The organism is Parafrankia irregularis, from assembly GCF_001536285.1.
Classification (GTDB): Bacteria; Actinomycetota; Actinomycetes; order Frankiales; family Frankiaceae; genus Parafrankia; species Parafrankia irregularis.
Genome location: NZ_FAOZ01000037.1, coordinates 44,145 through 61,594 on the forward strand (window position 1 = coordinate 44,145; position 17,450 = coordinate 61,594).

11 protein-coding genes are annotated in these 17,450 nt (G+C 70.6%); 6 read left to right on the forward strand and 5 right to left on the reverse strand.

Annotated features, from left to right (window positions below; all coding sequences use genetic code 11):
- Positions 1–18: 18 nt before the first annotated feature.
- Positions 19–1,584 carry an AlkA N-terminal domain-containing protein gene (locus AWX74_RS33610; RefSeq protein WP_091284960.1) on the reverse strand — a complete coding sequence of 522 codons (1,566 nt, stop codon included), beginning with the start codon at positions 1,582–1,584 and terminating at the stop codon, positions 19–21.
- Positions 1,585–1,863: 279 nt separating this feature from the next.
- The gene (locus AWX74_RS33615; protein ID WP_091284896.1) at positions 1,864–3,975 is read right to left on the reverse strand and encodes a putative bifunctional diguanylate cyclase/phosphodiesterase; all 2,112 of its coding nucleotides are present in this window, start codon (positions 3,973–3,975) and stop codon (positions 1,864–1,866) included.
- A gap of 643 nt (positions 3,976–4,618) precedes the next feature.
- On the opposite strand from AWX74_RS33615, the gene AWX74_RS33620 reads away from it, so the two are divergent.
- The 5 genes from AWX74_RS33620 (at position 4,619) to AWX74_RS33640 (ending at position 12,364) form a co-directional block, all read left to right on the forward strand.
- Positions 4,619–5,032 (forward strand): YccF domain-containing protein, encoded by a 414-nt coding sequence (locus AWX74_RS33620; RefSeq protein ID WP_054568212.1) that lies wholly within the window; start codon positions 4,619–4,621, stop codon positions 5,030–5,032.
- Between the two features lie 147 nt (positions 5,033–5,179).
- Entirely contained in the window at positions 5,180–7,714 is a 2,535-nt protein-coding gene (locus AWX74_RS33625) for a substrate-binding domain-containing protein (RefSeq protein WP_091284898.1), read from the forward strand.
- Positions 7,715–7,902: 188 nt separating this feature from the next.
- Complete coding sequence (locus AWX74_RS33630; RefSeq protein WP_091284900.1) at positions 7,903–9,294, forward strand: cystathionine beta-synthase; 1,392 nt, start codon at positions 7,903–7,905, stop codon at positions 9,292–9,294.
- 535 nt (positions 9,295–9,829) lie between these two features.
- On the forward strand, positions 9,830–11,017 hold the full coding sequence (locus tag AWX74_RS33635; RefSeq protein WP_091284963.1) for a cystathionine gamma-synthase: 1,188 nt from the start codon (positions 9,830–9,832) through the stop codon (positions 11,015–11,017).
- A 351-nt stretch (positions 11,018–11,368) separates the two neighbouring features.
- Positions 11,369–12,364, forward strand: coding sequence for a hypothetical protein (locus AWX74_RS33640; protein ID WP_091284902.1), 996 nt, complete (start codon positions 11,369–11,371; stop codon positions 12,362–12,364).
- Between the two features lie 946 nt (positions 12,365–13,310).
- On the opposite strand, the gene AWX74_RS33650 is transcribed toward AWX74_RS33640, so the two are convergent.
- The 3 genes from AWX74_RS33650 to AWX74_RS33660 are packed head-to-tail and all read right to left on the reverse strand — an operon-like array spanning position 13,311 to position 16,406.
- On the reverse strand, positions 13,311–13,991 hold the full coding sequence (locus AWX74_RS33650; protein WP_397311892.1) for a serine O-acetyltransferase: 681 nt from the start codon (positions 13,989–13,991) through the stop codon (positions 13,311–13,313).
- The gene (locus tag AWX74_RS33655; protein WP_091284905.1) at positions 13,981–14,217 is read right to left on the reverse strand and encodes an acyl carrier protein; all 237 of its coding nucleotides are present in this window, start codon (positions 14,215–14,217) and stop codon (positions 13,981–13,983) included. Before AWX74_RS33655 ends, AWX74_RS33650 begins: the two co-directional genes overlap by 11 nt.
- On the reverse strand, positions 14,217–16,406 hold the full coding sequence (locus AWX74_RS33660; RefSeq protein ID WP_091284907.1) for an HAD-IIIC family phosphatase: 2,190 nt from the start codon (positions 16,404–16,406) through the stop codon (positions 14,217–14,219). The genes AWX74_RS33655 and AWX74_RS33660 overlap by 1 nt, the downstream gene beginning before the upstream one ends.
- A 465-nt stretch (positions 16,407–16,871) precedes the next feature.
- On the opposite strand from AWX74_RS33660, the gene AWX74_RS33665 reads away from it, so the two are divergent.
- Positions 16,872–17,435, forward strand: a complete 564-nt coding sequence (locus AWX74_RS33665) for a flavin reductase family protein (RefSeq protein ID WP_091284909.1) — start codon at positions 16,872–16,874, stop codon at positions 17,433–17,435.
- Positions 17,436–17,450 lie beyond the last annotated feature (15 nt).

Below are 17,450 nucleotides of genomic sequence, written 5' to 3' on the forward strand. Positions count from 1 at the left end.
GTACTTGCGTGTCACCGATCACGAATGGTCCCCTTCCCTCGGCGGCATCAGGTTGATCGGATGGTCCAGCGCCGCCCAGAGGTACTGGACGGCGTACGCCCGCCAGGGGCGCCAGGCCGCGGCTCGCCGCAGCAGCGCGGCCGGGGTGGCCGGCAGGCCGATCCGTTCCGCCCCGCGCCGTACACCCAGGTCTTCGAGCACGAATGCGTCCGGGTCACCGAGCGCGCGCATGGCGATGGTCTCAATCGTCCAGGGGCCGATGCCAGGCAGGCCCGCCAGGGCCGATCGGGTCCGTGACCAGTCACCGCCCTCGTCGAGCTCGGCCTCCCCGGAAAGCAGCGCCGTGACCAGAGCCGTGAAGGCCCGCCGGCGCCCGGCCGGCACCGCCGGAGCCGGCCCGTCCGCCAGTTCGGCGACCGTCGGCCACAGGTGGGTGAGGCCGCCATCCGGATCATGGATCGGCTGCCCGGCTGCCCGGACGAGGCGGCCCGCGTGGGTGCGCGCCGCGGCGACCGTCACCTGCTGCCCGAGGACCGCGCGCAGCGCGAGTTCGGCCGGATCGACGGTCCGGGGAATCCGCCGTCCCGGGGCCCGCGCGACGAGCGGGGCGAGGTGCGGGTCGGTGCGCAGGTGCGCGTCGACCGCCGTCGGATCGGCGTCCAGGTCGAGCAGGCGGCGGCAGCGCGCGATGACGAAACCGAGATCCCGCATGTCGCTGAGCGCGAGCCGGCAGGCGATGTGGTCGGGCAGCGGGCGCAACGCGACGATGGCGTGCCCGTGCGGGGTCCGCAGAGTCCGCCGGTAGGCCCCGTCCCGCCATTCCTCGACGCCGGGTACCGCGGTTGCGACAAGATGCCCGAACAGGCTGTCCGGGTGCAGTGGGGCTCGGAACGGCAGCCTGACCGTGATCGTCGCAATGAGGTCCGAACCATCAGCCGAGCCACCGGCCGGCGCCGCGGGCACAGCCCGAGCAGGCACAGCCGGGCCTGACAGCGCCCGCCGCCGCAGATCGCCCGGGGCGAGGGCGAAGATCTCGCGCACCGTGCCGTTGAAGGCGCGGATGCTGCGGAACCCGGCGGCCGTCGCGACGTCCCCCATGCTCATGGTCGTGGTCTCCAGCAGCAGCCGGGCGGTCTGCGCACGCTGGGCGCGGGCGAGGGCGAGCGGGCCGGCACCGAGCTCGGCCAGCAGCTGCCGCTCGAGCTGGCGGGGGCTGTACCCGAGCCGGGCGGCGAGCCCCGGCACACCGGCCCGGTCGACGACGCCGTCGGCGATCAGCCGCATGGCCCGGGCGACCACGTCGGCGCGGTGGTTCCAGGCGGGCGAGCCGGGGCTCGCGTCGGGCCGGCATCGCTTGCAGGCGCGGAAGCCGGCACGCTGGGCTGAGGCCGCCGTCGGGTGGAAACGCATGTTCTCGACCCGCGGCGCTCTCGCCGGGCAGCTGGGGCGGCAGTAGATGCCGGTGGAGGTGACCGCGACGAAGAACCACCCGTCGAAGCGGGCGTCGCGGGACCGCACGGCACGCGCGCAGAGCTCGGGATCACGATGCGGCGCGGCCGAGTCGGGACCGTCCAGGCTCCGCATCATGGCCGCGGCGGCGTCCGGCAGCTCGCCGGCGCCAGCCGGGTCGCCGCGCTTTCCGGCGCGAGGCAGCTTTCCGGCGCGAGCCAGTTCTCCAGCGTGGGCCAGTTCTCCGGTGTGGGCCAGTTCTCCGGTGTGGGCCAGTTCTCCGGCGTGGGCCACGCCGGGTTCTCCGGTGTCAGGCAGCTCGTCGGTGGCGGGCACCTGTCCAGGATTGGCGTGCGGGACCGGCCAGGTCCAGCGAGAATCCGACATCACGCCGGATCGGTGACGCCCCCGCTGTCAGCTCGCGGCGCAGGCGCGCGGCAGCGTCGTCGCGGCGAACTTGCCCGCCGACACCGGCTCGCCGAACAGGTGGCCCTGGCCGAGATCCGCGCCGAACGCGCGCAGCGCGGCCGCCTGTTCGGAGGTCTCGATGCCTTCGGCGGTCACCGAAAGCCGGAGCTTGCGCGCGAACTCCACGATCGCCTCGACGAGATGGTCGTCCCGGCTGGGTTCGGTGCCCTTGCCCAGCTTCGCGACGAACAGGCCGGCGAGCTTCAGGCCACGCACCGGCATCGTCGAAAGGTAGGCGAAGTTCGACCAGCCGGTGCCGAAGTCGTCGATGACTATGCGGACACCGAGCGCGTTCAGCTCATGCAGTGCGCCGACCTGCCTGCCCCCGGAATCCATCAGGACGCTCTCCGTCAGCTCCAGCTGGAGGCGCTGCGCGGGGAGCCCGGTCCGGGCCAGGATGCGCTCGACCACCTTGACCAGGCCCGGCTCCCGCAGCTGGCGGCCGGAGAGGTTCACGCTGACGAACATGTGCGCGGGCCAGTCCCGCGCGACCTCACAGGCGCGTTCGAGCACCCACTGCCCGAGCTCGACGATGAAGCCGGAGTCCTCCGCCAGGTCGATGAACTCCCCCGGGCGGGTGGGTCCCAGGTGCGGATGGTCCCATCGCAGCAGTGCCTCGGCGCCAGCCATCGTGGCATCGCGAAGGTCGACGATCGGCTGGTAGGCCAGGGAGAACTCGCCCCTGGCCAGGCCCGGGCTCATCGAGCGGGACAGCAGCCCCCGGGTGGCCTCCCGGGTTCCCCGGTCCGGGTCGAAGGCCGTCCACTGGTTCTTGCCACCGCGCTTCGCCCAGGTCAGAGAGGCGTCGGCCGCGGCGACCAGGTCGCCGGGACGGGTGTCGGCGACGGCCATCTCGACGACGCCGATGCTGCAGGTGATCGGAAGATCACGTTCGTCCACGCGGATGGGGTCGCGCAGCGCGGCCAGGCACCGGCGGGCTATACCGGTGATCTCGTCGAGCCCGGCGCTGTCGGGCACGAGAATGACGAACTCGTCCCCGCCCATCCGCGCCACGGTGGGCACCGGCCCGGGCGCGGCGACGACCCGGTCCAGGCGGCGGGCGACCTCGACCAGGAGCTGGTCACCCGCCTCGTACCCGAAACCCTCGTTGATCATTTTGAATCGGTCGATGTCGAGGAAGCAGAGGCCGATCCGCGCCGAGGGCCCGGCCTCCCGGAACGCGGCCTCCAGCCGGTCGAGGAACGCCGCCCGGTTCGCCAGCCCCGTCAGCGGGTCGTGCCGGGCATGAAAACGAACCTCTTCCTGCAGGCGGTGGCGCTCGGTGATGTCCTCGATCGTCGCGACGCCGAACCACCCACCCACGCCGGCTCCGGCCTGCGTGGTCGACAGGGTCATCACAACCCACATCGGCGTCCCGTCCGGCCGGAGAATGCGGCATTCCCCCCGGGAACGGCCGTGCCGAGCCTCCTGCCACAGCCTGGAGACCATTTCCCGATCCGCCGGATGGACGATCTCGTCCAGCGGCCATGACACCGGCGGGCGATGCGCCGACAGGCCGAGAATGTCCAGGGCGACGTCACTCGCCTCGAGTATCCGGCCGGCGCGGTCGACCACGAGCACACCCAGCGCGGCGCCGTTCACGATGGCGTTGAGCCTGCTCTGGGAGATGCGGCGTTCCCGCTCGGCACGCACCAGGGCCCCACGGTCGGCGCGGCGCAGCGCGGCCTGACCGTCTCGGGCACGCTCACGCAGCGACTCCGTGTGGCCCCGGACGAGCTCACCGAGCAGGTCCATGATCCGCTCGTTCGGCAGGCTCCGCGCCGGTGACCCGTACGGTTGGGCCAGGTGGCGCCCCAGCAGGGCCACCGTGCGCCCCAGGGCCTCGCCGGACGCCACCTGGCCGTACGCAAGCCTGGTGCCGACGTCATAGCCGACCTCGGGCTGGCAGGACTCGCCGCGCACCGCCCGAAGCAGCTCGGCAGCGAGGCCCGCGAGCCAGGCGCGGGCGTCCGCGGCGGCGAGCGGCAGGAGATCGACCGCGGTGATCTCGGCGAACCATCGGTCCGCCAGGTCCGCCGTCTCGGTCTCGATCGTCACCGGATACCTCAGTCCCGCCCGTGGAGTACCGCTTCCGCGTCGCCACTCATTCACTGAAACCGTGCACTCACATCGCGTTATCATTTGGGCAAAACAGTCCATTTCGCCAACGCCGCAAACCGTACTCCAGTCTGCGCGGCCCGGGCGGGCGGCAGCCCATACGCGCCAGCGCCACGATTGCCAGGCCGCCATCGTTTGACGGCCCAGGAACGGGGCATCCAGCCACCGCGACCACGCCCGAAAGCACCATGAGGCCGGCACCACCACGCTTTGCCTGTGAGGAGTGCCACCCCACCCGACACCTGAGACGCCGGACGGCCCACCGGAAAGGCATGAAGGAGACGGAAAGAGCGGCCCCGTGGCTACTGCCGGGCGGTCGCCGCGGCCAATCATAGCGGCACCCAACCCTGGCGACCGTGGTAATGCGTAACTGGTGACCGAGGACCCATCCGGGCAGGTCCATCCGGGGAAGGATGTCCGGGCAGGTCGGAGCCACCGAAACTGGTTCACCATCAACACCGGACTTCCCGGCGGCCCCGCCGCAAATCCAGCGACAGCGCCGACATCCGGACACTGACGCCCGCGGCGCCGGTCAACTCCCACAGGTTCCCGCGGCGGGCGGAGCAGAGAGGCGGCGGTAGGGGTGCGAATCATACTCAACGTGATCTGGCTGGTGCTGTGCGGAGTCTGGCTGGCGATCGGCTACACGCTCGCAGCCCTGATCTGCTTCATCCTCATCATCACGATTCCGTTCGGCATCGCTTCACTGCGTATGGCCAACTACGCACTGTGGCCGTTCGGGCGTCGAGTTGTCGACAAGCCGACAGCTGGAAACGCCTCACTGATCGGCAACATCCTTTGGATCCTCTTTGCCGGCTGGTGGCTGGCGCTCGGCCATCTGACAACCGGGGTCGCACTCTGCCTGACGATCATTGGCATCCCGTTGGGTTTGGCCAACTTCAAGCTCATCCCGATATCGCTGCTTCCCCTCGGAAAGGACATCGTCCGCATCGAGGACGGCGACCAGGACCATTACGGCGCGTCCTTCGGCCGGTAACAGCGCGCTACCAGCCGCGGAGGCTCCGACCGACCCGGTTCCCCTGCGCCATAGATTTGCCCAAATCCCGCGAGGCTCCACTTCCTACGCACAATCCCCCTTGGGTACCATCTTCGCGCTGCGCCATGTAACACCAGGGGGGAAATCGTGGGGTACCAGCTGGGCATCCATCTGGGGGCATCTGAAACAACTGTCGCGGTCGCCGACGCGGGCTGGCCCAGCCTCGTTCCGATCGGGGCCTCGGTAACCGTGCCGACAGTTCTCCATCTCGGCCCGGGAGGCTCGGTCGGCGGCGGTGGCCTGGCAGCGGCCAGACTTGCCCGATCTGATCCGGCCCAGTTCGCGCAACGTTTCGTCGAGCGCCTCGGGGACCCCACCCCGATTCTGGTGGGTGGCGTCGGCTACAGCGCATCCGCGCTCGTGGCGCGATACCTGTCCTGGCTGGTGGAGCAGGTCACCGCAGTGCGCGGCGGGCCGCCCGAGCTTGCCGTCGTGATCGCCCCGGGGAGCTGGCCGGGGCGTCGCCGGGAGGCCCTCGCCGACGCACTGGCCCGGGTCGAGGCCGACATCCCCATCCTCGCCCGTTCGACGACCGACGCGTTCGCCGCGCTGCTCGACCGGTCGGGCCGGGCGATGCCCGGCCACTACGCCGGAAGCTTCGATCTCGGCACGAACTGGTTCGAGGCCGCCGTGTACGCGGCGATGCCCGCCGGTGTCCTGGTCACGGGTGGGCCGGTCGGGCTCGCCGACACCACCACGACCATGCTCGACGAGCTGCTGCGCACCCACGTCCTGGCGCAGGCGGCGGCCGCGTCGCAGGCGGCCGCCACGCCGACGACGGCCACGTCCACACCGCCGGCCGCTACGCCATCGCCGCTGGGCACCATGCCATCGGCGCCGGCTGACGGGCTGCTCGCCGCGTGCGCGGCGGCCCGTGAGGAACTGATCGCCGAGGAAAGCACCAGCATCGAGGTCAGCGCCGCGGAATCCGGTACCGGCACCACGATCAGCGTGCCGGTCACCCGGGCGGAGTACGAGAACCTCGTCCGCCCGATGATCGAGGACTCCGTGCGTGCCCTCGCCCGGGCGCTGCGCTCGGTCCCGGCCGCGCCCGAAGACCTTTCGCTGGTGATCCTGCGTGGCCCCGGCGCACGCATCCCGCTGGTCGGGCGGCTGCTGTCCGAGTCGGTGGGCGCGACGACACGGTGCGAGATCCAGGCCGAATCCGACCTCGCGCTGGGTGCCGCGCTGTTGGCGGCGGCCGAGAACCCGACGGAGCCGGCAAGCTCCCAGACCGTCGTGCTCGGCCCGGCGGCCTACGTCACGACGCCGCCACCCAGCATCCCGCCGATCAGCCGGCCGCCCACCGTCAGCTCACCGGTGGACACCCCGCCCGGCGCCGTCGCGGCCGGCGGTGACGCCGGGACAGGTACAGCGATCGGGGCCGGGATCGGGGCGTCCACACCGGCACCGGTCACCGCGCTCACGGCACTCGCCGACGGCGGCGCTACGGCCAGCCCGCTCGTCGCGCGGGCCGGCACCAGGGACGGGTCGCGAACGGTACGGCCCGCGGGCTCCGCCGGCCCGTTCGGATCGACGCGCAAGCTGGTCGCCGCCGCCGCGGCCCTCATCGTCTTCGTCGCCGGCAGCGTGACCCTCGGCCTGGTCCTGGCCGACGGCGACGAGGAGCCCGCGGCCATCACCGCCGCCGACACCGGCTCGCTGCCGAAGTCGACGATCGACCAGCACCCGCAGCTCCCGGCGGACCAGATGCGCAACGCCGAGGAAGCCGCCGACCTCAGCGCCGAATACGCCACCGCGCCGGCAACCACCGCCGAACCCGGGGCGAACACCGTGATCTCGACCGGTTCGGCCGAGGTCGCGCCGATCACCGGAACGGCCTATGCGATGTTCCGCGAGGTCCAGAAGGGGGTCACGGTCCAGGTCAGCGCCACCGACACCGACGACGGTCTCGCGAAGCTCTGCTCCGGCCAGGCCGACATCGCCGGGGCGTCGTTCGCGCTGTCCGATCCGGCCTGCAAGGACAAGGTGGTCGGCTTCGAGATCGCGCACCATCTGCTGCCGATCGTGGTGCCCAAGGCGAACACCTGGGTCAAATGCCTCACCGTCGCGCAGGTCGGCGAGATCTGGAAGCGGGACTCCACCGTGACCAGCTGGAACCAGGTCGACCCCGCGTTCCCGAACGTGCCCGTGCGGCTGGTCGGCCCCGGCCCGCAGACCGTGCACGCCAAGGTGTTCCTCGCCAGCATGACCGGATCGTCCGACAACACCCGTCAGTACCAGGAGGTCGAGCTGGAGGAGGTCGCCGAGGACGTCGAGTACGTCCAGGGCGCGCTCGGCTTCATGGACTACGCGAACTTCCTGTCGGCCGCCGACGAGGTGCGCGCGATCCAGATCGACAGCGGCTTCGGCTGTGTGGAGCCGAACGCGCTCACCGCCGGCACGGGAATGTACATGCCGCTGTGCAAGCCGCTCTACATCTATGCGTCCAAGGAGTCGCTGCGCAAGCCCGGTGTGGCCGCGTTCATGCGGTACTACATGGAGAACCAGCGAGAGGTGACCGACCGGGCGCACTTCGTCGCCCGGGACGACGCGACGATCCGGGACAACGTGGCGATCGTCAACGGTATGACGGCCGGCGTGGAAGCCGTACGCACCTAAGCCGTACGCACCCGGCCATGCCCGGCACCGGCCTACCGGTGTCTGCGGCGAGTTCCCGTGTCGGACGGCGTCCGGACGGCGCATCGGGGCGGCCACCGGTAGCGTCGTCCGTGTCACCTTCAGTGACGATCGGTCATCCGAACGATCGCCCGAACGGTCGGCGCGGATCCTCGGTGAGGGGGCTGGCCATGGACGTGTACGACGACATCACCGATCTGGTCGGTGGCACGCCGCTGGTGCGGCTGACCCCGACGATCGCCGAGACCACGACCCCCGTGCTCGGCAAGCTGGAGTACCTCAACCCGGGCGGCTCCGTGAAGGACCGCATCGCCCTGTCCATGGTCGCCGCCGCCGAGCGGGAGGGCCGGCTCGGCCCCGGCGGGACGATCGTCGAGCCGACCAGCGGCAACACCGGCGTCGGCCTCGCGATGCTCGCGGCGCGGCGCGGCTACCGGTGCGTCTTCACGATGCCCGACAAGATCAGCGAGGAGAAGCGGGCCGTCCTGCGGGCCTATGGCGCCGAGGTGATCGTCTGCCCGACGGCCGTCGCGCCCGAGGATCCCCGGTCCTACTACTCCGTCGCGCGCCGGCTCGAGCGGGAGACACCCGGGGCCTGGAGCCCCGACCAGTACTCCAACCCGCAGAACCCGGCGGCGCATGAGGCCACCACCGGTCCGGAGATCTGGCGTGCCACCGACGGCCGGGTCACCCATTTCGTGGCCGGCATCGGCACCGGTGGCACGATCAGCGGAATCGGCCGCTACCTCAAGCGGGTCAGCGGCGGCACCGTCCAGGTGATCGGCGCTGATCCGGAGGGCTCGGTCTACTCCGGCGGCAGCGGCCGGCCGTACCTCGTCGAAGGGGTCGGTGAGGACATCTGGCCCACGACGTACGACAAGTCCGTGGTCGACCGGGTGGAGGCGGTGAGCGACCGCGACTCCTTCCTGATGACCAGGGAGCTCGCCCGCCGGGCTGGAATCCTCGTCGGTGGTTCCTGCGGGCTGGCGGTCGTCGCGGCGATCCGGGTCGCCCGCGAGCTCGACGCCGCCGCGACCGCGGACGGCTGTGTGGTGGTGCTGCTGCCCGACTCCGGCCGCGGGTATCTCTCCAAGATCTTCAACGACGAGTGGATGTACGACAACGGCTTCCTCGACCCGCCTTCGAACGAGCCGACCGTCGCTGCTGTGCTCGCGCACAAGAACGCCCAGACCTCCGCCCCGCCCAACCTCGTCCATGTTCATCCCGGCGAGACGGTCGGCGCCGCCATCTCCTACCTGCGCGAGTTCGGGGTCTCGCAGATGCCGGTGGTGCGCCACGAGCCCCCGGTCCGGGCCGCGGAGGTGGCCGGGGCCGTGGTTGAGCGCGACCTGCTTGAGGCCGTCTTCGCCGACCGCGCGGCCGTCGACGCCCTCGTCGTCGACCACATGTCCGCACCACTGCCGACCGTCGGCGCCGGCGAGCCGCTCTCGGTGCTCGTGTCGGCCCTCGGCGAGGACCCGGCGGCGCTCGTCCTCGACGAGGGCAACCCCAGCGGGATCCTCACCCGGGCCGACCTGCTGGGCTTTCTCGCCGTCCGGTAGTGGTGCACGTCAGTAGCCCCCTTTTCAGCAGCCCCTTTTCACCCACCCGGGTCGCTCCGGGTCCGCCGCCGCGTCGGTGGATTCCCACCGGGCCGTGGTTGCGACCCGACAAGAGTTGAGAATTGTGGTCGTTCCAGACCCCCGTCGCGGAATCGGAGCTTCGGACCTCCGCTGTCGCCGTCGCTTCGGAGCAAGAAGTGAGAGTTTTGGCTGCTGCAGCAACCGATATCCTCGCTTCTTGCGGATTACCAATCAACTCCGCGCTCCATTTGTCGCTATCGGGGTGAATTGCGCTGCGCTGTGCGGCGGCGCAAGGATCCCCGCGGTGGCCCGCCGTGCGGCGGGTGGGCACTGACCGCCCGGTCGATATCGGGGACCGGATCCGCCGCTTCCCGGGATCTTGCCACCCGCTCCAGCACGACCAGGATCCTCAACCCTTCGAATGGCCGGCCCCCCGGCTCTCGATCACGGACTCCGCGCGACGCGAACCGGTGATGTCCCCGGGCCCGCAACCGCCGCGTGCGAGTGTGGCGCCATGGCTGATCGGAACGCGGGATCGAACGGATCGAACGGATTGAACGCGGAGTTCGAGACCCTGGCGGTGCACGCCGGCCAGGAGCCGGACCCCGCGACCGGAGCGGTGGTGGTTCCCATCCACACCGCCTCGACCTTCGCCCAGGACGGTGTCGGCGGGCTTCGCGCCGGCTTCGAGTACGCCCGCTCAGGCAACCCGACCCGCGCGGCGCTGGAGACCAGCCTCGCCGCGCTCGAACGGGGCGCCGAGGCCCTTGCCTTCGCCTCCGGGCTGGCCGCCTCGGACGCCCTGCTGCGCGCGGTCTGCCGGCCGGGCAGCCACGTCGTCATTCCGGCCGACGCCTACGGCGGCACCTATCGCCTGTTCGCCCGGGTGCTGGCCGAGTGGGGCGTGGAGCACACCGCCGCCGATCTCAGTGATCCGGCCGCCGCGAGCGCCGCGATCCGACCGGGCTCCACGGCACTGGTGTGGTGTGAGACGCCGACGAACCCGCTGCTGGCCATCGCGGACATCGCGGCGCTCGCCAGCATCGCCCACGGGGCGGATGCGCTGCTTGTCGTCGACAACACCTTCGCCTCGCCGTACCTGTGCCAGCCGCTGACGCTGGGAGCGGACGTGGTCGTCCACTCGACGACCAAGTACCTGGGCGGGCACAGCGATGTCGTGGGTGGCGCGGTGGTGACCGCCTCGGCCGAGCTCGCGCAGCGGGTGCGTTTCATCCAGAACGCGGCCGGCGCGGTGCCCGGCCCGTTCGACGCCTGGCTCGTGTTGCGTGGCGTCAAGACCCTGCCGGTACGGATGGACCGGCACTGCGCGAACGCCCGCGAGGTCGCCGCGCTGCTGTCCGCCCATCCAGCGGTACACGCGGTCCACTACCCGGGCCTGCCCGGGCATCCCGGCCACGACGTCGCCGCGAAGCAGATGCGTGATTTCGGCGGCATGGTCTCCTTCCAACTCGCGGCGGGTGCGGAGGGAGCGTTGGCGGTGTGCGCGGCGACCCGGCTGTTCACCCTCGCCGAGTCGCTGGGCGGAGTCGAGTCGCTCATCGAGCATCCGGCGAGCATGACCCACGCCTCCGTCGCCGGATCACCGCTGGCAGTGCCCGACGATCTCGTCCGGCTCTCGGTGGGCATCGAGGCGGTCGACGACCTGTTGACCGATCTGGAGCAGGCGCTCCACGCGGGGTGACCGGCAAGTCAGGCGAAACCGGCGCATCCGCCGACCACACCCGACACAACCACGAGAAAACGCATCCACACTCGCATGTCAAGATGGCAAGGTTTCGACAAGACAGACGCCATATGACGAAAGTCCCGAGATCCGACCAGGACGACGACAGAGCGGCGCGAAATCGCTACCGTCAGAGCAGCGTCGCGATCATCTCTTTCCGGAGACTGATGAACCTTTTCCACCTCACGGTGCACGGTCAGGGATGCCGCAGGTCCGCGTCGACGACGGAAAAGGTCCAATCATGAGATTACGTCCGGATCATCCGGGCTTCTGCCGCCGTGACCGGACAACGACGCCCAGGAGTTGGGGATGGACGAAGCGGCAGACAGACGGCTGGTCGTTGCCACTTGCGCGGCCACAGCCGCGCTCGCGCTGGGCGGATCACGTCTCATGATCGCCCCGGACGACCGAAGCCAGGACACTCTCGGCCGGATAGAGACCGGGCTCGCCACCATGGCCCGCCGCTGGGAGACGATGGCGCCCGCGGACCTGGTCGACCGGCTCGATGTGATCTCCCGGCACACCGAAGCGATGTCGGGACGGCGCCAGCCCGCGGCGATCCGCAGGGACTGGCGCCGTACTCACAGCAGGGTTCTCGTCATGTCGGCAGTCGCGCAGGGAGACAACGGGCTCTCCGGGCGCGCGGTGGTGTCGGCGCGCACGGCGCTCGTGCTGGCCCGCCACGTGGGTGACGCGCCGACCGCGGCCCACGCCGGAGTCGTCCTGGCCGAACTGGCCGCCTACACCTTCGACAGTGCCGACGACGGGCTGTCGCTCGCGATGGCCGCGCGGGCCACCGCTCCCCACTCCCACACCGCGATCCTGGCCATGACGACCGAGGCCAACATCCGCGCCGGTCGCGGCGAGCCCGCGGACCGGGTGATGGAAGTGATACGAGAAGCCGAGAGCCTCGCTCGCGGAGCGACGCCCGCGGCCCAGGGCTACGCACTCGACGGCCTGCATCCGGGGTATCTGCCGACCTTCGGTGGCGCGGCGCTCGTGGGGGCGGGAGCGCTGTCGGAAGGGCGCCGCCGCCTTTCCAACGCCGCCGCCCTGTTCGACCGCTCACGCGCACCCGGAGCACTGGCCGCGGTGCGCCTCTACCAGGCCTCCGCCGCCATGCACGCCGATGCGCTGGACGAGGCTCAGACGCTGGCTACCCGAGCACTGGCCACCTCGGCCGTGCGGCCCACCGCCTGGCTGACCAACGGGATCATGTCGCTGGCGACTCGGGCCCGGCGTCGCGGAGCCGACTGGGCCGGCCTCGTGGCCCAGGCCCGGGAATGGGCGCCGGTCGCCGTGTAGTTCCGCCATGGGTTGGCGTTGCGGTCGGCATTGAGGCCGGTGTCGCGGTCGACGTCACGGTCCATGGCTGCGTCGCGGTCCATGCCGGCGGCGCGGGCCTGCCGCCAGGGCCTCGTCTCAGCTACCCGGGCGCACCAGGTGACAGTCAGCGCGATCACCGCGAGAACGAGCAGCAGGACGAACAGGGCCAGCACCGGTGAGCCGGTCAGGGCGTCAACCAACCAGCCCCTCGGGGCGGCGGCCCCGTCGAGCAGCGAGTGCGTGTCCGCGCGAATGGGCGGAGGTGTCGGCAGTGCGGCCGGAACGGACGGTGGGCCTACGGAATGCTGAGATAGCGAACTCAAAGACACGGCGGCACGGTAGCGGATGGCCGATCAACCTAACCAATTGACCTGATCATTCGCAGGCAACTGCAGCCCGGACCACTCAGCTTGTTTTACGGCAGGCCTTCCCCAACACCTCTCTTATTGAGCCTTTTCCATCTCACGTTTGCCGGGCGGTGTTGTTGCGGCTCGGATCCGACGACGGAAAAGGCTCATTGACACACCTTCCCTGGCGGCGACCTCCGCAAGGCCGCTCCATCGGGGCTTGTCCGTGGGCTGACGAATGCGCGCGGGAGGCTCACCGTACAACCGCGAATGCACACCATACGCTCAGGTGGTCATCTTTTGCACGCCACCCACACCAGAACCCTCCGGACTGGACAGTCAATATCCTGCATCACGACTGGAGCGATCCGGGCACACCTCGGACACAAATCCGGTAGAACCTTCGGGATGCGGCCGGAGAAACGCCGGAATCTACGCTGGCGACCGAGTGCCGCCTCCGTTCCCGGCGCCGGCGCCGGGAACAGGCCGGAGCCGGCCTGCGGATCACACCGGGATCCGCCGTGGGGCGGGCCGGATCATCCGGGCCGGGTGATCCGGCCCGGATGATCCGGCATTTGTCACCGGCCCGGGACGGGCGGGGCGGGCGGGGCGGGCGGGGCGGGCGGGGCGGGCGGGCGCATGATCCTGGCGGGTGCGGCGAAGACGGTGGAGCCGGCGGGGACATCCATCGTCACGATGGAGCCGGGCCCGATCCGGGTGTCGTCACCGATCGCGATCGGGCCGATCAGGTGCACGCCCGGAGCGATGTCCACCCGGGCACCGATCCTCGGAACATCCGCGGGCGGGGCATTCGTCCGCGCATACCCGATGGTCACGCCGTGACGAATGATGGTGTCATCGCCGACAACGCAGTACCGCGGGATCATCACGGCCTGGTGGTGCCCGATCAACACACGACGCCCGATGCGGGCGTCGACGGAGATCTCGGTGCCGTACACGTTGCGGATGACGATGTTGTTCACCGCCTTGAAGGCGATCAGGCCAACCCGGCCGACCAATCCCCCCCGTTCCAGGCTCCATCGCCCGAACCGGTGCACCGCGAGCACCTGAAAGCCCGGATGCAGCCACGAGCCATAGTGGACAGCCCTGTCCTCGCGGAGCTGTTCGCGGAGCGAGATGGCGGGCCGGGAGTCATTGGACGTCCCGGTGGCCACGGTGCCGGCCGACTCCGTACCGACCGACTCCGTACCGACCGACTCCGTGCCGACCGACTCCGTGCCGACCGACTCACCGAGCACCACTGAGCTCCTCGATACACGCGCGCAGCTCGCCGACGTTCGCGAAGGACGAAAGCCGCTCGTCGGGAATCCGCACGTCGAACTCGGTCTCCAGCGCGTAGATCAGGTTTATGTGCGCCAGCGAGTCCCAGCCGGGTACGTCATCCGCCGTCGTGGTGTCGGAGACGACCAGGGCATGGTCGCTGAAGATCTCCTGGAAGACCCGCTCGAGGCGCTCCTGCACCATCAGCCGGCCACCTCCTGCATCGTCCGTGCGGATGTCCCCGCGTCTGGATGGCCGACCTCCCCCGAACGGGGCTCGGGCGGCCTGGATTCACTCGGGGCCGGCTGGTGCCGGCGGGTGTCGACGACCCGGATGAGGCCCGGCCGTTCAGGGGCGAGTGCCACCGGCAGCAGCCAGCGAGTGGAACCGTCGGCGCCGCCGTGGGCGGCCCCCACGCGCTGGAAGCCCAACCGGGCGTACAGATCCGCCACCAGCGAGTTCTTGGCGGTCGGAAGGTAGTGACCGCGCACAGCCGTGCAGCCGAGGCGCCGAGCCTCCGCGACGATCAGCTCAGCGAGCTCGCACTCCAGCGTGCGGCCGATCACCCGGCAGCTCATCAGCCAGGTGTCGACATCCAGCACCGCGGTACCGGCGACGAGGCCCGCAGCTGCCTCGGCCACGACCGCGGCCGCCTCGGCGTCGGCGTCGGCCACGACGGCGGCCACCCGACGGGCGATCACCACCGCGACCAGACCGTGATCAGCGAAACGGTCGGCCAGCCGCACACAGATGATCACGGTCGCCGGATCGGCCGCGAGCTCGGCGACCTCGGCCGCCCCGCGCCGCCGGGTCGTCAGGTTGAACTGGTTGGTCTTCCCGATGAGCTGGACGACCCGGGGCAGGGTCAGCTCGTCGAGCGGAACGACGGTCGCGACCATCTCGAGCCCGCGGTGGAACTCCTCCAACGACGACGCGGAGGCTTCGAGCTCGACGGCGCGGGCCCTGGCCCGGTACTGCTCGGTACGGGCTGCGTCCTCCGCGGTCAGCGCACCCGGCTCGAAGAACGGGTAGTCGGCGAGTGCCCGCACATACTCGTGCGGATCCTTCGGCAGTGCGATCACGTCAACCTCGGGAACGAGCTGGCGCACCACCTCACGTTCGGCCGGGTTGTCGTCGACGAAAACCAGGGAGTCCAGCCCGATGCCCAGTGTCTGGGCGATACGCCGGATCTGCGTCGGCTTGTCATCCCAGGACGCGCTGAACATCGCGATGTCGTCGAGGCGCAGCCGCATGGCGGGATGTCGCTCGAAAGCCGCCCGGGCATCCGCGTCATTGTTCTTCGAGCACACGGCAAGCACCACGCCGCGTTCACGCAGCAGGGCGATGTATTCCTGAAACTCGCTGAAGGCCTCGCCGGCCGGGCCGTCGCCCAACGCGATGCCCGCGAGACCGTCCTCGCCGAGCACTCCGCCCCACAGGGTGTTGTCCAGGTCGAGCACGAGGCATTTGCGGCTGGTGCCGAGCTGGGCACCCAGCACCGCGGCGGTGTGCCGGGCCAGCGCTGGTACGTGCGCGAGGGAGACCGCCTGCTTGGAGCGGTGCCAGTACCGCGGGTCGAACCAGCTGCGCTTGCCCACCGTCGCCGCCAGGCGCTCGCAGTCCACGAAGGAGACCTGGCCCGAGCCGACCCCACTGCCCCCGATGCCCCCGGCGTCCTCCCTGCTTCCACGGCTCCCGCTGCTCGCGCCTCCGACGCCCACGGCGGCCTGGCCGAGCGCCACGTTGACGGCCGCGAGCAACGACGATCGGGCGCCCGATGCCTGCCTGGCAAGGTGGCCGAACGGTTCGGTCTCGGGCACCACGAAGGTGTGCTGGATGACCGCTGCCCCGAGGCGGCCGGTGATGATCTGCCACAACGACGTCCACCGCGCCGCCTCGACGGCGACGGCCTGCTCGGGGTCGCGCGCGAACGACGGCAGGGCCGTGTCGCCCGCGTGCACCGCGAGGATCACGACATCCGGCCCGAAACGGTGCAGGCCGCTGGCGGGATCCAGAACCTCCTGCCGGTACTGGCCGTAGCCACACTCGTACACCTCGACCGCGACCCCCGCGCGCGCCGCGGCCAGGGGCAGCAACGCCGCGAACTGTGCCGTGGTGTAGCTGCCGAGCACCGCGACTCTGGCCGGCCGCAACGCGAGACCCGCTGCGGGAAGGGCCCGGCGCAGCACACCGGCGGCCGCCGACCAGCAGGTGAGATCGCCCCCGGCATCGGTCATCGCGAGCGCCCAGCGCACCGCGGCGGCGGCGTCGCCCGCCCGCTCATGGGCAAGGGCGAGATCTCGGCACAGGCCGGCCGCCGGCACCTCGGTCATCGCCGCGGCACCGGCCAGCTCCTCGAGGCTCCGCGGACCTGTCCGCCGGGGATCAACCATCGATCGAATTCCTCCCTGGGCGCCACTCGCGGGCCGCCTCCGCCGGGGAGATACAGGACTAACTCTACCCTTACGTAAGAGTAGCCTGCCGAGTGCGGACGATCTCCGGGCTGTTGCCCGAGAAGCCACTCGACGACCACGCCGCCACGCCCGATCAGGTGACAGCGCACCTGGCGTCGTTCCACGCCCCGCGGTGACAGCCCCACCCCGCCAGCGGAATGCACCGGATTTCACCGAGTCCCACTGCCCGGCCAGCAGACACTCACGCTGCCAGCCAGCGCAACGGGCCCACCACGACGACGTAACAACCAGGACACTTCCGCGCGTGAGCGTACGAACATCGCGCGACGAACGACCCGTCCGATCTCCCGCGGCGGCGCTCGGGCGCGGTGCGGCACCATTCGCCGGTTCGCCTCCGGTCTCATCTGATCGGCGTCCGGCCGGCCCGACCCCGCGGAGGCACCGATGACCCAGGCAACGTGTGACGTGATCGCGCAACGCCAGCCCTCGGAGGAGGGCGCGGCGGCCACCCCGCGGAGCGTTTTCACCGCGACCGAGAGCGCGGACTTCCGTGCTGTTCTCGGGCATTTCTGCTCCGGAATCGTGATTGTCACGGCGATGGACGGCTCCGAACCCGTCGGCATGACCTGTCAGTCGTTCAGCAGCGCATCGCTCACTCCCCCACTGGTCATGTTCCTGCCCGCGCGGACGTCCACCAGCTACCCGAGAATCCGGGCCGCCGGGCACTTCTGCGTGAACGTTCTCGACAACAGCCAGGAGGCGGTGTCCGCACAGTTCTCCAGGAGTGGCACCGACAAGTGGAACGGAATCAGCTGGACGCCGGCTGAGAACGGGGCCCCCGTGCTCGACGGCGCACTTGCCTGGATGGAGTGCACGTTGCACCGCGAATACGACGCCGGCGACCACGTGATCACTCTCGGTCTGGTCGAACGGCTCGGCGCCGCCGCAACTGGCGAGCCATTGCTCTACTTCCGCGGCGCCTACGGCCAGTTCCTGGCACGCTCCTGAAGCGACAGTCACGAA